The organism is Mesorhizobium sp. LEGMi-168a, from assembly GCF_058312955.1.
The window spans coordinates 169464-187147 of the sequence record NZ_JBZEGV010000004.1 but is presented as its reverse complement, the minus strand read 5'-3'; the positions used below and the strand labels follow the sequence as shown (position 1 = coordinate 187147).

19 protein-coding genes are annotated in these 17684 nt (G+C 65.5%); 10 read left to right on the top strand and 9 right to left on the bottom strand.

Annotated elements, in window-relative coordinates; genetic code table 11:
• Positions 1-2 precede the first annotated feature (2 nt).
• From AC4FWB_RS08135 to AC4FWB_RS08105, 7 genes are all read right to left on the bottom strand, one after another.
• Entirely contained in the window at positions 3-1385 is a 1383-nt protein-coding gene (locus tag AC4FWB_RS08135) for an MmgE/PrpD family protein (RefSeq protein WP_491025443.1), read from the bottom strand.
• A 14-nt stretch (positions 1386-1399) separates the two neighbouring features.
• On the bottom strand, positions 1400-2212 hold the full coding sequence (locus AC4FWB_RS08130) for an HpcH/HpaI aldolase/citrate lyase family protein (RefSeq protein ID WP_491025441.1): 813 nt from the start codon (positions 2210-2212) through the stop codon (positions 1400-1402).
• Positions 2206-3045, bottom strand: coding sequence for an HTD2 family dehydratase (locus tag AC4FWB_RS08125; protein WP_491025439.1), 840 nt, complete (start codon positions 3043-3045; stop codon positions 2206-2208). The genes AC4FWB_RS08130 and AC4FWB_RS08125 overlap by 7 nt, the downstream gene beginning before the upstream one ends.
• A gap of 12 nt (positions 3046-3057) precedes the next feature.
• Complete coding sequence (locus tag AC4FWB_RS08120) at positions 3058-4188, bottom strand: CaiB/BaiF CoA transferase family protein (protein WP_491025438.1); 1131 nt, start codon at positions 4186-4188, stop codon at positions 3058-3060.
• Positions 4181-4921, bottom strand: coding sequence for an NAD(P)H-dependent oxidoreductase (locus tag AC4FWB_RS08115; RefSeq protein ID WP_491025437.1), 741 nt, complete (start codon positions 4919-4921; stop codon positions 4181-4183). Before AC4FWB_RS08115 ends, AC4FWB_RS08120 begins: the two co-directional genes overlap by 8 nt.
• An 11-nt stretch (positions 4922-4932) precedes the next feature.
• Positions 4933-6081, bottom strand: coding sequence for an acyl-CoA dehydrogenase family protein (locus AC4FWB_RS08110; RefSeq protein ID WP_491025436.1), 1149 nt, complete (start codon positions 6079-6081; stop codon positions 4933-4935).
• Positions 6082-6186: 105 nt separating this feature from the next.
• A complete protein-coding gene (locus AC4FWB_RS08105; protein WP_491025435.1) occupies positions 6187-7122 on the bottom strand; it encodes a LysR family transcriptional regulator in 936 nt (311 codons plus the stop codon).
• Between the two features lie 101 nt (positions 7123-7223).
• Between AC4FWB_RS08105 and AC4FWB_RS08100 the strand changes: the two genes are divergently transcribed.
• From AC4FWB_RS08100 to AC4FWB_RS08080, 5 genes are read left to right on the top strand one after another with little or no spacing between them, the layout of a single operon-like run.
• A complete protein-coding gene (locus tag AC4FWB_RS08100) occupies positions 7224-7799 on the top strand; it encodes a thiamine pyrophosphate-binding protein (RefSeq protein WP_491025433.1) in 576 nt (191 codons plus the stop codon).
• A gap of 5 nt (positions 7800-7804) precedes the next feature.
• A complete protein-coding gene (locus AC4FWB_RS08095; RefSeq protein ID WP_491025432.1) occupies positions 7805-8392 on the top strand; it encodes a thiamine pyrophosphate-dependent enzyme in 588 nt (195 codons plus the stop codon).
• 8 nt (positions 8393-8400) lie between these two features.
• Positions 8401-9879 (top strand): aldehyde dehydrogenase, encoded by a 1479-nt coding sequence (locus AC4FWB_RS08090; RefSeq protein ID WP_491025431.1) that lies wholly within the window; start codon positions 8401-8403, stop codon positions 9877-9879.
• A gap of 56 nt (positions 9880-9935) precedes the next feature.
• Complete coding sequence (locus AC4FWB_RS08085; RefSeq protein WP_491025430.1) at positions 9936-10715, top strand: SDR family NAD(P)-dependent oxidoreductase; 780 nt, start codon at positions 9936-9938, stop codon at positions 10713-10715.
• Between the two features lie 2 nt (positions 10716-10717).
• On the top strand, positions 10718-11182 hold the full coding sequence (locus AC4FWB_RS08080) for a VOC family protein (protein ID WP_491025429.1): 465 nt from the start codon (positions 10718-10720) through the stop codon (positions 11180-11182).
• A gap of 106 nt (positions 11183-11288) precedes the next feature.
• On the opposite strand, the gene AC4FWB_RS08075 is transcribed toward AC4FWB_RS08080, so the two are convergent.
• Complete coding sequence (locus tag AC4FWB_RS08075; protein WP_217578740.1) at positions 11289-11942, bottom strand: GntR family transcriptional regulator; 654 nt, start codon at positions 11940-11942, stop codon at positions 11289-11291.
• Between the two features lie 121 nt (positions 11943-12063).
• The gene (locus AC4FWB_RS08070; RefSeq protein ID WP_491025428.1) at positions 12064-13242 is read right to left on the bottom strand and encodes an NAD(P)/FAD-dependent oxidoreductase; all 1179 of its coding nucleotides are present in this window, start codon (positions 13240-13242) and stop codon (positions 12064-12066) included.
• A gap of 200 nt (positions 13243-13442) precedes the next feature.
• On the opposite strand from AC4FWB_RS08070, the gene AC4FWB_RS08065 reads away from it, so the two are divergent.
• From AC4FWB_RS08065 to AC4FWB_RS08045, 5 genes are read left to right on the top strand one after another with little or no spacing between them, the layout of a single operon-like run.
• Positions 13443-14645, top strand: a complete 1203-nt coding sequence (locus tag AC4FWB_RS08065) for a pyridoxal phosphate-dependent aminotransferase (RefSeq protein ID WP_491025427.1) — start codon at positions 13443-13445, stop codon at positions 14643-14645.
• Positions 14646-14649: 4 nt separating this feature from the next.
• A complete protein-coding gene (locus AC4FWB_RS08060) occupies positions 14650-15090 on the top strand; it encodes an acetyl-CoA carboxylase biotin carboxyl carrier protein (RefSeq protein ID WP_491025426.1) in 441 nt (146 codons plus the stop codon).
• Between the two features lie 5 nt (positions 15091-15095).
• Entirely contained in the window at positions 15096-16463 is a 1368-nt protein-coding gene (gene accC, locus AC4FWB_RS08055) for an acetyl-CoA carboxylase biotin carboxylase subunit (protein ID WP_491025425.1), read from the top strand.
• Positions 16460-16855 (top strand): biotin attachment protein, encoded by a 396-nt coding sequence (locus AC4FWB_RS08050; RefSeq protein WP_491025424.1) that lies wholly within the window; start codon positions 16460-16462, stop codon positions 16853-16855. Before accC ends, AC4FWB_RS08050 begins: the two co-directional genes overlap by 4 nt.
• A gap of 38 nt (positions 16856-16893) precedes the next feature.
• Positions 16894-17673 (top strand): LamB/YcsF family protein, encoded by a 780-nt coding sequence (locus tag AC4FWB_RS08045; RefSeq protein ID WP_491025422.1) that lies wholly within the window; start codon positions 16894-16896, stop codon positions 17671-17673.
• The last annotated feature ends 11 nt before the right edge of the window (positions 17674-17684 follow it).

The following is a 17684-nucleotide window of genomic DNA, read 5'->3' as shown; positions in this document are numbered from 1 at the left end:
GCTCAAGCCGGGAGGCGCGCGACGATATCCGCCGTGCTTTCGGGATGGTCCAGAGCCCAGATGCGCGCTATTGCGGCGCGCATCTCGTCGGCGGTGGCGCCGCCCCGAAATTCCGCAAGCCTTATAGCCTTGGCTTCCAGCTCCTGCCTGGCGAGCGTATTGCCCGGATCGCCCTTGGGTTCGTCGATGCGGGCGGAAAACTTGCGACCGTCAACGGTCGTGACGCTTACCTTCCCGACCCATTGCTTCGGATAGAGCGTGTCGACCTCTCGGTCGAATTCCATGCGCACCTTCGAGCGGAAAGCCGCAACCCCATTGTCGGCAAGCGCGTGGCGTTCGAAGGCGTCGAGATCGGCGACGCCGTGCATGGCGATCAGGCCCAGCACCGTGCCCATGGAAAACTTCGCCTGATGGACAGTCTGCGGAATGTCCACCGCGCCAAGGACATCGATCGCTCCCTGATGGACATGGGTCACCACCTCCGCGATGTCGCCGGCGCCAAGCCCTTCGCGGCGCATGAGAGACTGAAGGGCATCGGCGGCGGGATGGGTGTGCCGGCAGGAGGCATGCCATTTGAAAGACGTCTCTTCCGTTGCCCAGCGGCTGCCGAGACCATCCGTCAGCCGCGCCGGATCGGCATCGCTCGACATGCCGGCCGCCATGCCCTTTTTCCCTTCGAGGATTCTCGCGGCGCCCTTGAAACCATCGCGCGCCAGATAGGCTGCGGTCAGGCCGTTGGCGGCGGCGCGCGCTGTATGGAGTTGCTTGGAGTCGGCGGCATCGCGCAGGAATTCCCAGAGGCCCGCGGCCTGGGTGCCGGCGGAGCCGAGCGCATGGTTGAGATGCGCAGCATCCAGCCCGATCAGCTTTCCGACGGCCGCTGCCGCGGCCACCGTGCCGGCCGTGCCCGTCGTGTGGAAAATCTCGTAATGCGAGCGGCCCAGAAACTCGCCGACGCGGATGCCCACCTCATAGCCCGCGACGCAGGCCGTCAGCATCTCGCGCCCGGTCTTTCCCTCCGCCTCGGCAACGGCCAGAACGGCTGGAAAAATCACGGCCGCCGGATGGAAGACGGAGCCGTTGTGGACGTCGTCCTGCTCCACGACATGCGAGGCGGCGGCGTTGACCATCGCCGCGAAATAGGGGCTGGTGCGCCGCCTGGTCGGGATAACGGTGCTCGGGCCGTCGGCCGGCCCCATCGCACAAGCGAAACCTTCGATGATCTCGACCTGCGGGGCGCCCTTACCTGCGAGGGCAGAGCCCAGCCAGTCGATCATCAGTCCCTTTGCAAACTGAACGACGCGCGGCGGAATTTGCTCGAAGTCGAGCTCGGCGACGAAGGCGCAAAGTCTGGCGGTCGGCCAATCATTTCTCTCCGTCGCCATCTGCTTTTTCTCCCTTAAGCCGCGGCGGCAAGACGAAGTATGCGCCTTGCCCGTTCGATGACCGGCCTGTCGACCATTTCGCCGTTCACCTGGACGGCCCCGACGGAAGAGGTGGCCTCGACGATGCCGCGAGCCCAGGTAATTTCCTTCCCGCTCGGACGAAAGGCGCGTCCGATCGGCTCGACCTGCTTCGGGTGGATCGCCATCTTGCCGCCGAAACCCATCTTCATCGCATGGCGCGCGTCGTCTTCCGCGACTTCGGGACTGCCGAGATCGGCGGTTATGCCATCGATCGGGGCGGAGCGGTTTGCCGCGCGCGAGCGCCAGACGATTTCGCTGCGCGCCGCGAGCAGTGTCAACCGGTCGTGCGCGCAACCGAGATCGAGCGCGAAGTCGAGCGAACCGAAGGCAACGGCAACGACGCCGTGCGAGGCCAGGATGTCCGACAGATTTGCCAGTCCGGCGGCGCTCTCGACCAGGGCGATGACATTGACGTCGCGCCCGATGCGCCTGGTCATGCCGGCGATGTCTTCGGGGCGCTCGGCCTTGGGCAGCATGACGGCGATGCCGTCGAGGCCTCGCACGGCGTCGATATCGGCGGCATGCCAGGGTGTGCCGGCGGCGTTGACGCGCACCATCACAGGAGATTTCAGCGCGCCGGCGCGCGCAGCGACAGCTTCCCTGGCCTGGTCCTTGTCGGTCGGCGCGACGGCATCCTCGAGGTCGAGAATGACCGCGTCCGCACCGCTGGCGTCGGCCTTTGCAAACCTCTCCGGCCGCAAGCCCGGCACCAAAAGCGGTACGACGGGCGTGACGAAGCTTACCATTGCGCCGTGGCCTTCACCGTCACACGCCCGTCGGACGCCCGCGCTTCCATTTCCATCTCGTCCTTTCCGCGGGCCGTTGCGCTCAGAAGCAGGGTCTGCGGGCCGATCGCCGGACGCACCCCGCGAAAGGAGAAACGGCGCGGCGCCTGCCCGGCAATGACGGCGGCGAAGTTCATGAGCAGCGTCGCCTGGAGCGGCCCATGGATGACGAGCCCGGTATAGTGCTCGACGCCCGTTGCATAGGGCGCGTCGTAGTGGATGCGATGCCCGTTGAAGGTCAGCGCGGAGTAACGAAAGAGCAGCACCGGATCGACGTCGACGATGCGCTCGTGCGAGGCGGTCGGCTTAGGACCGGCCGGCTGCGTCGGGGGTGCAGCGCCGACTTCCGGCGCTCGGTAGACGATGATCTGGTCCTCCTCGACCACCGGGCCGGCGGCATTGGCGAATTCGTGACGGACGGTGACGAAAGTGAGCGGTCCGGTGCGGCCGTGCTTGTCTTCGACGGCGCTTATCCTCGAGCGGCGGCGGATCGTGTCGCCGCTGCGGATGGACGCCAGAAAACGCACGTCGCTGCCCGCCCACATGCGGCGCGGAAGCGGCACCGGCGGCAGGAACCCGCCCTTGGCGGCATGTCCGTCCGGACCCAGTTCGCTTGCATCGGCGATGTCGGGCGCCAGGCACCAATGCAGGCCGGGCGGGGTCTCGTCGCGGCGCATCGCGTGAGGGCCGAGCGTGGCCTCCAAGCTGGCGAGCAGGCGAGGGGTCACGATGTCTTCGACCTCGCGGGTGCGTCCGATCCATTTCTGCAGCGTCGCGCCCGAATCCAGGCTCATGTGACGTCCTCCTCAGGCCGCGAATTCGGACCGGATCCGATCCGTATCGGCGCCAAGGGCAGGAACCGTGGGGATTTTATCGAAGCCTTCCGGCCGCCCCGCAGGCATCGGCAGGGCGATGCGCTTGCCGTCCGGCAACTCGATCTCCGTCCGGCGCAATGCCTTGTGGCGCGGAAGGTCGTGCATCTCACTGACGCGACCCCAGGCGATCTGCGCCTCGCCAAGACGGCGAATGGCTTCCTCGCAATCGATCGCCGCGAAAACCGGCTCGATCTCGGCGTCGAGCGCGGTGCGATTGGCCACCCGCCAGGCATTGGTGGCGAAGCGCTCGTCGGCGAACAGATCCTGTCTTTGCAGCACGATGGCGCAGAAGCGCTTCCACTCGCTGTTCTGCTGGATCGAGACCACCACGGCGCCGTCGCGGCAGGCATAGGGCCGGTAGGGATAGATCGAGGCATGCGCCAAGCCGTAGCGGCCGGTTTCGCGTCCGGCATATTCGTAATGTAGCAGCGGCACCGCCATCCAGTCGGCCATACCGTCGAACATAGCGATCTCGACTATGCGGCCGCGCCCGGTCTTGCCGCGCGCCAGAAGCGCCTCGAGGATCGCCGCATGGGCGTTCATCCCGGTCGCGATGTCGGCGGCGGAAACACCGATCTTGCACGGCGTCTCGGCAGTGCCGGTCACCGCGCAGATGCCGCTTTCGGCCTGCACCAGCATGTCGTAGGCGCGCATTGACGCGTAGGGCGTGTCCTGCCCATAGCCGACAATGTTGACGGCGATCAGCCGGGGAAATTTCTCTGCAATCATTTCGGCGGAGAGGCCGAGCCGATCAATCGCGCCGGGCGCGAGGTTCTGCACCAGCACATCCGCCCGCGCCACCATGCGGTGCAACAGCGCAAGGTCCTCGTCGGCCTTCAGGTCGAGCGCCACGCTTTCCTTGCCGCGGTTCAGCCAGACGAAATAGGCCGACATGCCTTCCACGGCGCTATCGTAGTGGCGCGCGGTCTCGCCTTCGGGGCGCTCGATCTTCACGACACGCGCGCCGGCGTCGGCGAGGCGGACCGTGCACAAGGGCGCGGCGACCGCCTGCTCGATGGAAACGACAAGCAAGCCTTCCAGCGGACGGGCGGTGTCAGACATTGCGCTGCACCCCGGAACGGGCGAGTACGCCCGGCTTCAGCCGCTCGTTGCCGCCGTAGTCTTCGGCCGGATGGAAAAACAGCCGCGGGGTGTCGTCGATTTCCTCGAGCCGCTTGCGGTAGGCTTCCAGGTAGGCCTTGCGGCCTTCCTCGCCGACACGGCCGGGCATGTAGGCGACGAAGGGCGGCAGCACGTCGAAGCCGGCATAGCGCAACAGGCCGTTGTGGACGGGCCACAGCACCGTGAGGATGTCGCCGTCGATGCCGTCGGGCGCGTAGGTGTCGGACGAGGTGCCGGTGGTGGCGGCCACCATGGCAAGCTTTCCCTTGAACATGCCGGTGTCGTATTTGCGGCCCGGCAGATAAGCGAAGCCGCGCGCGAAGACGCGATCGGCCCAACCCTTGAGCATCGCCGGCATGCCGAACCACCAGACCGGAAACTGGAAGAGCACGAAGGCCGCCCATCTCACTTTTTCGATCTCGGCATTGATGTCGGCCGACAGCCGGCCTGCCTCATAGGCGGCGGTCTGCTCGCGCTGCAGGCTGAAGAAATCCGGATCGTTGCGCCCGCCGGTCATGTCGCCCGGGCCGGCGACCGGGTTGAAACCCATGGCGTAGAGGTCGCTGACCACGACTTCATGGCCCGCGCCCGCCAAGGTCTCGACGGCGAGATCCCGCATGGCCCCGTTGAAGGATTTTGGTTCCGGGTGCGCATAGACGATGAGGATGTTCACGAAGACCCCTGCTAGTAGGAACGCGGCAGGCCAAGCACATGCTCGGCCAGGAACGATAGGATGAGGTTGGTGGAGATCGGCGCGACCTGATAGAGGCGCGTCTCGCGGAACTTGCGCTCGACGTCATATTCTTCGGCGAAACCGAAGCCGCCATGCGTCTGGATGCAGACATTGGCGGCTTCGTTCGAGGCGTCCGCCGCCAGCATCTTGGCCATGTTCGCTTCGGCGCCGGGGTTCTTGCCGGCTTCGTAGAGGGTCAGCGCCTCACGCACCATCAACTCGGCCGCGCGCATGTTGGCGTAGGCCCTGGCGATCGGAAACTGGATGCCCTGGTTCTGGCCGATCGCCCGGCCGAACACATGGCGTTCCTTCGCGTAGCCGCTCGCCTTTTCGATGAACCATTTGGCATCGCCGACGCATTCGGAGGCAATCAGGATGCGCTCGGCGTTCATGCCGGAGAGGATGTAGCGGAAACCCTTTCCTTCCTCGCCGATGAGGTTTTCGGCGGGCACGCGCAAGTCATCGAAGAAGACCTCGGTGGTGGCGTGGTTCATCATGGTGCGGATCGGCCGGGTGGTCAGGCCGTTGCCGAGGGCTTCGCGCATGTCGACCACAAGGACGGAAAGACCGTCTGTCTTCTTCATGCCGTCCTTCAGCGGCGTGGTGCGCGCCAGAAGCAGCATCAGATCGGAGTGCTCGGCGCGGCTGGTCCAGATCTTCTGACCCTTGACCACGTAATGGTCGCCGTCGAGCCGGGCGGTGGTCTTGAGCGCGCCGGTATCGGTGCCGCTGGTCGGCTCGGTGACGCCGAAAGCCTGCAGGCGCAATTCGCCTGTGGCGATCTTCGGCAGATAGCGCTGCTTCTGCGCTTGCGAGCCGTGGCGAAGCAGTGTGCCCATCGTGTACATCTGCGCATGACAGGCGCCGCCATTGCAGCCGGCGCGCTGGATCTCCTCCAGCACGGCCGCCGCGGCCGAAAGCGGCAGGCCGGAGCCGCCATACTCCTCGGGGATCAGGATCGAGAGCCAGCCCGCCTCCGTCAGCGCTTCGACAAATTCGCGAGGATAGGCCATATCCCGGTCGAGCGCCCGCCAGTATTCGCCGGGAAAGCGCGCGCAGAGCTTTGCGACGGCGTCCCGAATGTCCTGATAGAGTTCCATGAAGGTTGCCCGGCCTTTCGTCTCGCTCCGGCGTGCATTATCACGCGGGCACGCCTTGGCAGCAATGCAAGTCTGGCGTGATCAGCTATGCCGGAATTAAAATCCTCATGGCGCCGGGCCGAGAAGCTGCCCGACCCATACGGCCCGCTCGACAAGATCCCGCGCGGTATCCTCGATCGCCTCGCCGGCAAACCGCGCCAGCCGCGAAGCCGGCCGGTCCGCCGGATAGGCAAGGATGAGGCGGCGCACGGGCACAGGATCGATCAACGGCGCGGCGGTGAGCAGGCCGGCGGCGACATGGGCATGGATGGGAGCGAGCGGCAGGATCGTCCAGCCATGACCATTGCGGACGAGGTCCTTCAGCACATAGTAGGTGTCGGCCTCGATGCCGACATCGAGCGAGATGCCGGTCTCGGCGGCGCAGCGTTCGACGATGATGCGCAGTCCGTGCTTTATGCTGGGCAGCAGCAGCCGCTTGCCGGCGAGCGAGGCGAACGGCACCGCGCGCACGGTCGAGAAGCCGGCGTCGGGCGGGCCGATGAGGAAGAGGTTTTCCAGAAGCAGTGGCCGGGAGCGGAGCGACCGCGCCATGCGTGGATCATAGAGAACCGCGACGTCTATTTCGCCCCGATGCAGCCAGTCCAGCAAATAACCGGTATAGGCGCTGACCAGCCTGAGCTTTGCCTTGGGATGTGCCTTGCCGAAGGCAGCCGCCAGCGGCAGCGAGATGATGTCGGCGACCGTAGGCGGCAGGCCGATCGCCACCTCGCCGGTCAGCGGCGCGTCGGCCGGCGTGGCGGTGGCGCGGATCTCGTCGATCTCGGCAAGGACGCGGATGGCATGCGCCAGCACCTGATTGCCCTGCTCGGACAGCACCATGCCGCGCCCGTGGCGCAGGAACAGGGCAAAGCCCAGTTCCTCCTCCAGCATGCGCACCTGGCGGCTCAGCGCCGGCTGCGCGATGTGCAGCCGGTCGGCAGCCTTGCTGAGGCTGCCGAGTTCGGCGACATGGATCAGGGTGCGCAGCTGCGATAGCTCCATAAGCTATCGAATATCATTATATCTGATCACAAGAAAGAGACGAAGATTGGATCGGAGAACCGGGGTAGTCTGCTGCCATATCCAACCCTCGGGGGTCCAAAGTGACGGCGAGCAGCCTACAGGCGAAACATCCGGAAACCGCTGCTCCAGCAGCTCTTCCGGCGGCATCTGAAACACAGTGGCCTGATCAGGTCTATGACGTACTCAAAGTCGCGGGCATCAGCCAGATGTCCTATGTCCCCGACGCCGGCCACACCACGCTGATCCGCCGCTTCAGCGCCGATCCCGAGGTCGTCACCAATGTGCTCACCACCGAGGAAGAGGGCATCGCCATTGCGGCCGGCTCCTGGCTCGGCGGCAAGCGCAGCGTCGTGCTCATGCAGTCCTCAGGTGTCGGCAACTGCATCAACATGCTGTCGCTGCCGGTGCAGGCGCGCTTTCCCTTGCTCGTCCTGGTGACGATGCGCGGCGAATGGGCCGAGTTCAACCCATGGCAAGTGCCGATGGGACAGGCGACGGAGGCCTCGCTGAAGGCGATCGGCCTCAGGGTGCTGCGGGCCGAGACCGGTCCGGATCTGGTGGAGACTGTGGCGCAAGCGGCCGCGATGGCCTTCGACGCCGATCAGCAGATCGCCGTGCTGATCGGGCAGCGCCTGCTCGGCAAGAAGAAGTGGTGAACGACATGAGCTTGCCGACAATGGACCGCCGTGAGGCGGTGAAGAGATTGCTCGATGCCCGCGACGGCGCATTGGTGGTGACCGGGCTCGGCTCGCCGAGCTACGACGTGCATGCCGCGGGCGACCACGACGGCAACTACTATCTCTGGGGCGCGATGGGCGGCGCGGCGCTGGTCGGTCTCGGGCTTGCCCAGGCGCAGCCCGAGAGGAGGGTGATGGTCATCACCGGGGACGGCGAACAGCTCATGGCTTTCGGCTCATTAGCGACGATCTCGGTGGCGCGGCCGAAAAACCTCGACCTGATCGTGCTCGACAACCAGCATTTCGGCGAGACCGGCATGCAGTCCAGCCATACCGGCCGCGGCATCGGCTTCGACAAGGTCGCCGCCGCCTGCGGTTTCGCCGAGGTCGCCGAGCTGCGCTCGCCGGAGGAGGTCGACGCGCTGTGCGAAAGGCTGCGCCGCCCCGCCGAGGGCCCGCGCCTGTTCGTGCTGAAGATCGCCGCCGAGAACCTGCCGCGCTCGCTGCCGCCGCGCGACGCCGTCGCGGTCAAGAACCGCTTTCGCGCCCATCTGGGCTTTGCCACCTGTTGAGGACCGACATGCCGCTGGTCAGCTTCCAGAACACGGTCGGCGGTCGGCTGCAATCGGGCGCCGACACGTTCGAGAGCTACGATCCGTTCACCGGCAGGCCATGGGCTCTGATCCCACGCTGCGGCAGGGCCGAAGTGGATGCGGCCGTGGCCTCCGCCAAAGCGGCATTCCGGTCGAAGGACTGGGCCGGCATCACGCCCACCGCGCGCGGCAAGCTGCTGGTGCGGGTGGCCGAGCTGATCGCCGAGAGTGCCGAGCGCATCGCCGCGATCGAGACGCGCGACAACGGCAAGCTGATCACCGAGATGACGGCGCAGCTGCGCTACATCCCGGAGTGGTTCCGCTATTTCGGCGGCCTTGCGGACAAGATCGAAGGGTCGGTGTTGCCGATCGACAAGGCGGGCATGTTCGCCTTCACCCGCCATGAGCCGCTCGGCGTCATCGCGGCGATCGTGCCCTGGAACTCGCCGCTGCTGCTCCTGACCTGGAAGCTCGCGCCGCTGCTGGCGGCAGGCAACACCGTCGTCATCAAGCCCTCGGAACACGCTTCGGCCTCGACGCTGGAATTCGTCAAGCTGTTCGCGCAGGCGGGCTTTCCGCCGGGCGTTGTCAACACCGTCACCGGCATGCCGCAGGACGTCGGCGTGCCGCTCGTCGCCCATCCCGATGTCGCCAAGATCGCCTTCACGGGCGGCGAGCCGGGCGGGCTCGCGGTCTACCGCGCCGCCGCCGAAGGGTTGAAGACGGTCACCCTGGAGCTCGGCGGCAAGTCGGCCAACATCGTCTTCGACGACGCCGATCTCGACAGCGCGGTCAACGGCGCGATCTCTGGCATCTTCGCCGCCAGCGGCCAGACTTGCATCGCAGGCTCGCGGCTGCTGGTCCAGCGCAAGATCCACGACCAGTTCGTGGAGGATGTGATCACGCTTGCCGCCGGCGCCCGAATGGGCAATCCGGCGCTGCCGGAGACGCAAGTCGGGCCGATCACCACGCAGGCGCAGCGCGAGAAGGTGCTTTCCTATCTTGGCATCGCGCGCCGCGAAGGCGCGTTGTGCGTGCTGGGCGGCGGCAAGCCTGCCTCGGACAAGCTGGCGGAAGGGTGGTTCGTCGAGCCCACCATCTTCACCGGCGTGAACAACGCAATGCGCATCGCGCGCGAAGAAGTGTTCGGGCCGATCCTGTCGGTTATTCCCTTCGACGACGAGGAAGAAGCCTTCGCGATTGCCAATGACAGTCCCTACGGGCTGGCGGCAGGGCTGTGGACTGGCGATATGGGCCGGGCGCTGCGCGGCGCGGCGGCGATGGAAGCGGGCATGGTCTGGATCAATTCATACCGCGCGGTCTCCTACATGGCGCCCTTCGGCGGCTACAAGCGAAGCGGCATCGGCCGCGAGAGCGGGCAAGAGGCGATAAACGCCTATCTGCAGACCAAGACGGTGTGGATAGACACGGCCGGCAAAACCGCAAATCCCTTCGTGATCCGCTAAGCTAAGAAAGGGGCCTGAAGGCAATGGCCCATTTCAAAACGACGAGGGAACTGGACATGAGACAGGCAGGTAAGGTGGCTGTCGTCACCGGCGCGGCACGCGGCATCGGGCGCGCATGCGCGGAACGTTTCCTGGCAGAGGGCGCGAAGGTCGTGCTCGGTGATATCGATGCCGGGGAGCTGAGGAAGTGTGCTGCTCAAATCGGCACGCCGGAGACCGTGCTGGCCGTGGTCACGGATGTCAGCCGGAAGGATCAGGTCGACGCGCTGGTCGCGGCGGCGGTCACCGAGTTCGGCCGTGTCGACATCATGGTCAACAATGCCGGCATTGCTCCGGTCCAAGACTTTCTCGACATCAGCGAGGCCGACTACGACCGGGTTCTCGCCGTCAATCTCAAGGGCGCCTTCATGGGCACCCAGGCGGCGGCCCGCCAGATGATCGCCCAGGGCGAAGGCGGCGTCATCATAAACATGTCGTCGATCAATTCGAGGCTCGCCAACCCGCGCGTCGCCACTTACGCGATCTCCAAGGGCGGCATGAACCAGGTCACCGGCACCGCCGCCGTCGCCTTCGCACCTTACGGCATCCGCGTGGTCGGGGTCGGGCCGGGCACCATCGCCACGGAGATGGTGATGGACGGCACGTTCATCGATTCCGAGGAAATGCGGCGCGCGATCCTTTCGCGCACGCCGCTCGGGCGTCTCGGCACGGCAGCCGAGATCGCCTCCGTCGTCGCGTTCCTCGCCAGCGACGACGCATCCTACATCACCGGCGAGACGATCTACCCCGACGGCGGACGCCGCGTGCTCAACTACACGGTCCCGGTCAAGGAGTGAGAATGGGAAACAAGGTAATGGGCAATTTCGACAAGCTGCATCACATCTGCATCGTCGTGCACGATATCGACAAGGCGCAGGCCTATTACGACTCCATCGGTATCGGCCCATGGGAAGCCTATCCGCCGCTGGCCGAATATGAGGAGCTGCAGGTGCCGAGCCCAAAGGGCTTCATGACGATGCAATACCGGATCTGCAATTTGCCGAATGTCCAGATGCAGCTCTGCCAGCCGAGCCACGATCCTTCACCGCAGCGGATCCACCTGGACACCAAAGGCGAGGGCGTCTTCCACATCGGCTTTGAAGTCCGTGACGCGGACGCAGCCGAAACCAAGGCCGAGGGCGACGGCCTTTCCGTGCTGATGCGTGGGCGCCGGGAAAATCGCACCGGCTTCACCTATTACGACACCGCCGACAAGGCGGGCGTGATCCTGTTGACCCGGGCGACCAATTTGCCGGGCAAATGATCCACCGAGGATATGAAGCGCCGCGTGGGCAGACTGATGCGGCCTAGTCTTTGTTTTGATGCATGTCGTTCTCCCAAAACCGCTGCGCACTTTTGGGCGACATGCGTCAGTCGCCGCGCAATTCCTGGAGCCTGTCGACCAGGAATCTGCCGCTGGTGATGATGTGCATTTCCAGCAGGCTGACGGCGCGCAGCGTATCCTTGGCCTCGCACAGCTCGATGAGCTGCCAGTGGTCGCGATCGGACTTCACCTGGATTTCGGTGAGCGACACCATCATGCGGGTATAGCGCTCCAGCTGCTGGTAGATGCGTCCCACCAGCTCGATCGTCGCCTTGCGGCCGGACGGCGCGTAGAGGGCGGCGTGGAAGTTCCAATTGAGCTGGTTGGAGTATTCGCCGGTCTTGCCCTGTTCCTGATGCTGCTTTGCCCGTTCCCGGGCAAGCGCAAGATCGTCGTCGGTCATTCTCGGGATGGCGAGGGCAAGCAGCCACGTCTCGATGCGGGCGCGCAATTCATAAAGCTCGAGAATTTCGTCGAGCGAAATCGAGGAGACGACGGCGCCCTTGTGGGAGACCAGCGTGACGAAGCCTTCCGAATGAAGCTGGTGCAATGCCTCGCGCACCGGTATCCGGCTGACGCCGAACTCGGTCGCCAGATGCTCCTGCCGCAGCTGAGCGTTGGCCTCGTATTCGCCGACCAGGATCTTCTGCCTGATGGCGTCGGCGACCTGGGCCGATATGGTTTTCTTCTGTACGAGCATGGATCAGCCTAGGGCGACGGCGCCTTTATCTTGCTTGCGGCGCCATTTTGATTGAAGAAACCGACGCATAGCATCGCTCGCAGGTTGTTGTCACTCCGATGCCATGCCCATCGTCTCCGCTTCAGTAGACATGTTCCTCGATGGGTTGGTTGCCGGCGATACGCTCATAGCGGAAGGCCGAGAGGTCGATGGAGCGGTATTCGCCATAGGCAATCAAGTCGCTGACGCCCGAGCCGGTTGCCGCCGCGTGCATCATGCCATGGCCGCTGAAGCCGGTGGCCAGCACGAAGTTCGAAATCTCTGGGTGACGCCCTATGATGCCGCTGCGGTCGAAGGTGTTGTACTCATAGAGCCCCGCCCAGGCGCGCAGCATGCGCAATTGTTCGAAGCCGGGCACGCGATGCGCCAGCGCCGGCCAGATCAATTCGTCGAACAGGTCGTAGTCGACATCGAGACCAAAATCGTCCGGATCGTTCTCCCGGACCGGCGGGATGCCGCACAGGAAGAGCTGACCCTCCGGCCGCAGCCAGAAGCCGCTGCTGTCGAAGACGAAGGGACAATTGTCGATCCGCGCCGGGCTTTCGAAAACGAACACGCATCGCTTGCTGGGGACGACCGGCAGGTCGGCGCCGGCCATCCGGGCAATGCCCGCGCTCCACGGTCCGGCCGCGTTGATCACCGTGCCGGCGGAAAGCTTCTCGCCATTGTCCAGCACGACTTCGCCGACCTTGTCGCGGGAAGCCATGGTCAGTCCGGTCACGGTCGCGGCACGGTAGTCGACCTTCTGGACGCGCGCCTTTCGGCGGAACGCCTGCATCAGTCCCGGGCCGTCGAACCAGCCTTCGCAGCCGTGGCCGAATGAGCCGAGCGCCAGGTCGTCCGTGTTGAGCCAGGGGAAGCGTCGCGCCAGGTCGGCCCGCTCGATCAGCTCGATATCGACACCCATGTCGCGCTGAACGCGGTTCTTGGCACGCTGCGCCTCGGCCCGTTCGGGCGTCGCCAGCACAAGGTAACCGGGCTCGTGCAGTCCGATGTCCGCCGGCTCGTCGCCGACGGCGAGCCGCGTGCCCACCTCGCGCAGGAAGTCGAGGCTGAACTTCGACATGGCGATGTTCGGCGGAGTGCCGAACTGCTGGCGTATGGCGCTGGTCGACAATGAGGACGAGGAAGCCGTGTAATAGGGGTCGCGTTCGATCACGGCGATGCTGCCATCGAAATCCGGATTGGCGGACAGAAAATAGGCGATCGCGCTGCCGACGACGCCTCCGCCGACGATCACCACATCGTAATTTGCGCTCATTTCAAGTCGCGTTCCCTGTCTCAAAAATCTCGTGCTTCCTGTGGAAATTGGATACTTTTCTCCATCGATCCACCTCTTTCAGGAGACATACTCCAGCATTCTCGCGAGAAAAAGGGGTTTGACGCGAAAAACAGAATACATTATCCAATTTTGCGTATCGCTTGCCGGCATGGCCGCGCAGTCATCCCGAGGAATGTTCCGTGGGCCTCATCGCTCCCCGTCTCGATGTCATCAAGCCAAGCCCGAGCATGGCGGTCACCGCTCGCGCGATCGAAATGCGGGCGGCCGGCATCGACGTTATCAGCCTGAGCGCCGGCGAGCCGGATTTCCCGACGCCCCCGCATGTCGTCGAGGCGGCCTATGAAGCGATGCGCAGGGGAGAGACGCGTTACACGGCGGTGGACGGCACGGCGGCGCTGAAGAAGGCGGTGGCCGACAAGTTCCGGCGCGAGAACGGCCTCGACTATGGGCCGTCCGAAGTAAGCGTCGCGGGCGGGGCGAAGCAGATCATCTACAACGCCTTGCTGGCAACGCTCGCGCCTGGCGACGAGGTGATCGTCCCCGCGCCCTATTGGGTTTCCTACACCGATATCGTGCTTCTGGGCGAAGGCAGGCCCGTGGTCGTGCCCTGTGGAGAGGAGCTTGGCTTCAAACTTTCGCCGCAAGCTTTGCGAGGAGCCATCACCGGGCGCACGAAATGGCTGCTCCTGAACACACCCTCCAACCCGACAGGCGCCGTCTACAGCCGCGACGAGCTCGCTGCGCTGGCTGCGGTGCTGCTCGACCATCCGCATGTTCATGTGCTCACCGACGACATCTATGAGCACATCCTGTTCGACGGGCGCGGCTTCCACACGATCGCCGGCGTCGAGCCGCGGCTGAAGGAACGCACGCTGACGGTCAACGGCGTGTCGAAGGCCTATGCCATGACAGGCTGGCGGATCGGCTATGCCGGCGGGCCGGAACCGCTGATCCGCGCCATGGCGACCGTGCAGAGCCAGAGCACGTCGAACCCGTCATCGATCTCGCAGGCCGCGACCATAGCAGCACTCTGCGGCCCGCAGGATTTCCTGCGCCCGCGGGCGCTCGAGTTCCAGGCCAGACGCGATCGCGCATTGGAACTGCTGCGGGCAATCCCCGGCCTTACCTGCCGGACGCCGGAAGGGGCTTTTTATCTCTATCCAAACTGTTCGGCCCTGATCGGCCGCCAGCGCCCTGACGGTTCCGTTGTCGGCAGCGACGACGATCTCTCGCTCTATTTGCTCGATCGGGCGCGCGTGGCGGTGGTGCAGGGTTCGGCTTATGGCCTGTCGCCGCATTTCCGCATCTCCATAGCCACGTCGATGGACTTGATCGAGAAAGCGATCGGGCGCATCGCCGAGGCAGTCCAGGCGCTGCGGTGAAGCGATGGACCTGAACTTTGTCCGGACGCTGATCGATATCGTCTCGCGTTCGCCCATCGGCGAATTGCAGATCGAGCGCGATGGACTTCGCGTCCGCATTGCCAAGCAGGTGTCGTCACCCGCATTGCAGACCGGATCGTCGCCGCAACCTGTGTCGGCTTCCAGCGCGGCCGTCCCTCCGGGTGCGAGCTCGACCACTCCACGGCATTCGATCCGCGCGCCGCTCACAGGTGTGTTCTATCGCTCCGCCGGCGAGGGCGAACCGCCGCTCGTCTCTGTGGGCGACGTGGTGGAGGAGGGGCGGAAGATCGGCGTCCTCGAAGCCATGAAGACATTCAACGTCGTGGAAGCCGATCGCGCTGGAAGGATCGTCGAGATCGCTTTCGGTGACCACGCAGCCGTGCAGTCCGGCGACGTGCTGTTCGTCCTGGAAGAGGCGGGCTGAGCGCGATGTTCGACACCGTGCTTATCGCCAACCGGGGTGAGATCGCGCTGCGCATCCTGCGCGCCTGCCGCGACCTCGGATTGAAGACGGTGGCTGCCCATTCGGAAGCCGATGCGAGCCTTCGCCATGTCGCACTGGCCGACAAGGCGATCTGCATCGGGCCGGCGGCCTCGGCCGACAGCTATCTCAACATTGCCGAGATCATCACGGCAGCGCAGCTCACCGGCGCGGGCGCGATCCATCCCGGCTACGGCTTCCTGTCGGAGAATGCCGCTTTCGCCGAGGCGGTGGAAAATGCCGGCCTCGCCTTCATTGGGCCATCCGCGGCAGCGATCCGCACCATGGGCGACAAGGTTGCGGCCAAGCGGGCGATGATGGCTGCCAGCGTTCCCTGCGTTCCGGGCTCGGAAGGTGCGCTGCCGCAGGGCGAGCAATCGGTGCGTACCATCGCTGAAGCCATCGGCTATCCGGTCATCGTCAAGGCGGCGGGCGGCGGCGGCGGGCGCGGCATGCGCATCGTGCGGGCGGAAGGCGCGCTGGCGGAAGCCGTGGCGCTGGCGCGCGAGGAAGCCGGGCGGGCTTTCGGCAACCCGCAGGTCTATCTGGAAAAATTCCTCGAGCACCCCCGCCACGTCGAGATCCAGATTCTCGCCGATCGGCATGGCAATGCCATCTGGCTCGGAGAGCGCGACTGCTCCATGCAGCGTCGCCACCAGAAGATCATCGAGGAGGCGCCGGCACTGGGCATCGCCCGCGAGGCGATCGCCGAGGTCGGCGACCTCTGCGCCCGCGCCTGCCTGGCGATCGGCTACACCGGCGCCGGCACGTTCGAGTTCCTCTACGAGGACGGGCGCTTCTATTTCATCGAGATGAACACCCGCGTGCAGGTGGAGCATCCGGTCACCGAACTGGTGACCGGCATCGACATCGTGCGCGAGCAGATCCGGATCGCCCAGGGCGAGCATCTGTCCTTCAAGCAGGAAGACATCCGCCTCGAGGGCCACGCTGTCGAATGCCGCATCAACGCCGAGGACCCTTACAGCTTTCGGCCGCATCCGGGGCGGGTCGAACGCTGGACGCCGCCGGGCGGTCCGGGGATCCGGGTCGAGTCGCATCTCTATTCCGGCTACAGCGTGCCGCCACACTACGATTCCCTGGTCGCCAAGCTGCTCGCGCATGGCGCGACGCGGGCTGAGGCGATCCGGCGCATGAGCGGGGCGCTGGCCGAGATGGAAACGGCCGGTATCGCCACCAACGCGCCGCTGCACCGCATGCTGATGGAGGAGCCTGGCTTCGCGGCGGGAGGCTTCGATATCCACCATCTCGAGCGCCTGATCGAAGGCGGCCTGCTCGAAGGGCGAGGGCAGCGATGACGGCCGAAGAGATCGAGAGATTGGCCGCCTGGTGCGCGGCCGCGGGCGTCAGTGAGATCGAGCTGGCGGAGACCGGCTTCTCGCTTCGCCTGCGCATTCAAGCCGGCAATGCCGAGCCAGGCGCGACCGTGGCCGAAGCGCCGAAGGCCGAGGCAGCCTTCAAGGGCGTGCGTGCGCCGGGCGTCGGGGTGTTCCGTCTCGCTCACCCGACGACCGGCCATCCGGTCGTGGAGCCAGGCCAGCCGGTGCGGAAGGGCGAGACGGTCGGCGTCCTGCAGATCGGGCCGTGCCTGAAGGCCGTTGTCACCCCCGCTCACGGGGTGCTGGGCCAGGCGCTGGTCGAGGACGGCGTGGTCGTCGGTTACGGCACGCCGCTCTACGAGTTGCTGTGACGACAAGATGCGATCGCTGAGACTTTGAGGAAGACGCCATGGCGGACCGGGGACTGGAAATCGATATCAATTCGGACATGGGCGAAGGTTTTGGCGCCTACAGGCTCGGCGACGACGCGGCGATCCTCGATATCGTGAGCTCGGCCAATGTCGCCTGCGGCTTTCACGCCGGCGACCCGGAGATCATGGCGGCCACCTTCTCGATGGCGCGGGCGAAAGGCGTCGCCGTCGGCGCGCATCCGAGCTTCGCTGATCTCTGGGGGTTCGGACGCCGCACCATTCCGCATTCGGCGGACGAGATCGAAAGGTCGGTCGCATACCAGATCGGCGCGGCGCAGGCGCTTTCCGCCTATGCGGGGCATCCGATCCGCTATGTGAAGGCGCATGGCGCATTGGGCAACCTGACCCAGACCGATCGCGCTGTCGCCGAAGCCGTGACGCGCGCGGTCAAGGCCGTCGATCCCGGCCTGATCTGCCTGGTGATCGCGCTTGGTTCCCAGGACAGGATCGCGCGCGATGCGGGCCTGACGGTCAAGTCCGAGATCTTCGCCGATCGCGCCTATACGGAAGAGGGGCTCTTGGTCCCGCGCACGCTGGCGGGCGCTGTCATCCATGACGCGGAGCAGGCGGCGGAGCGGGTCGTCCGCATGGTCAGGCAAGGGGCCATTGAGACGATCTCTGGACAATTGCTGAAGACGCCGATCGACTCGATCTGCGTCCATAGCGACACGCCGGCGGCAGTCGCCATTGCCGCCCGCGTGCGGGCGCGGCTGGAAGAGAGCGGCGTCAGCGTGAAGGCGTTCGCCGCGATGGTCTGAACGCCTTCAGA